Annotated in this window: 1 protein-coding gene; it reads right to left on the bottom strand. The window is 36.9% G+C overall.

Annotation, left to right across the window (positions count from 1 at the left end; all coding sequences use genetic code 11):
* Nucleotides 1-16: 16 nt before the first annotated feature.
* Nucleotides 17-1,043 (bottom strand): IS630 family transposase gene (locus V6255_RS17915; RefSeq protein WP_425355946.1). Its coding sequence is split into 2 segments (ribosomal slippage): nucleotides 17-592 and nucleotides 594-1,043, totalling 1,026 coding nucleotides; the frame shifts between segments, so codons are not numbered across the junction.
* Nucleotides 1,044-1,112 lie beyond the last annotated feature (69 nt).

Here is a 1,112-nt window from a genome sequence, read left to right as displayed (position 1 = left end):
ATACCATTCCGCCTAATTAGTTGATCAGATTCATCCAATCCCTAGTGCACATTTTTATTACTCTTTGACTATCACTTATAAAGTCATTCCATGCATCACAGACAGCATCCACAATTGATTCATAACCATTAAAACAACGATTAGCTAAATGATGTTGACGTAACCAGCTCCATACTTGTTCTATCGGGTTTAATTCTGGTGAATACGGAGGAAGCTTAATAACACTCACGTTATTAATGTCTGTAGCAAGATCTTCTGTATGCCAACCCGCTCCATCCATAATAATGACTGCATGTCGATCTTCGGCAGTACTCATGGATATTTGTTTAAGGTGAGCATGCATAATATCTTTATTTACATAAGGCATCACCATCGCTTGCGATTGCCCATTGGTCACACAAACAGAGCCAAATAAATAAGCATATTCAAACTGTTGCTGTTTCACGGCTAATGGTCTGCTACCTGTTTTAGCCCATAACTTTGTTGTTGTATTTTGTTGTCCAAAACGTGCTTCATCTTGCAACCAGATATCGACTTTACCTAATGAGATATGGCCTGGGATCTTAAGGATCGTTTTTATTTGGAATTTTTTTAAAATCTTCTTGAACTTCAAGGGACTGTTTTGGGTGTTTAGAGCGAGAGGTTATCCATGAAAAGCCTAAGCGGTGAAGTAATTTGTAGACACTTGAAAGATGGTATTGATGGCCAAAATTCTCAGCAATAAACAACTGGATATCAGTGCCTACTAATCGGCCGCCCTTATCATTTTTTGTATGTTCATTAATATATTCAATTAGTTGAAGTGATTGGGCTTCAGATAATCGTAAGGGACGACCCGTTGTCTTTTTATCAACTAATCCAACCAATCCATTTTGATGATATTGAGATACCCATTTATTAACACTAGTACGACTCACTTTAAGAAATTTAGCAATATCAGTACGAGAGCGGCCTTCTTGAAAGTGTGCTAATGCAGAATAACGCAGTCTCATACGCACACTTTTATGTGTCTTGGCCAATTCAGAAAAGTCATGTTTTTTCATACGTCACCAAGAGAATATAATTAGTTAATAATTGAATATATTAGATCACATAATTAGGCGGAATGGTAT

The organism is Psychromonas arctica (assembly GCF_038155225.1).
Taxonomy (GTDB): Bacteria; Pseudomonadota; Gammaproteobacteria; order Enterobacterales; family Psychromonadaceae; genus Psychromonas; species Psychromonas arctica_B.
The sequence above is the reverse complement of the archived record's forward strand: the minus strand, read 5'-3'. Positions and strand labels throughout refer to the sequence as shown.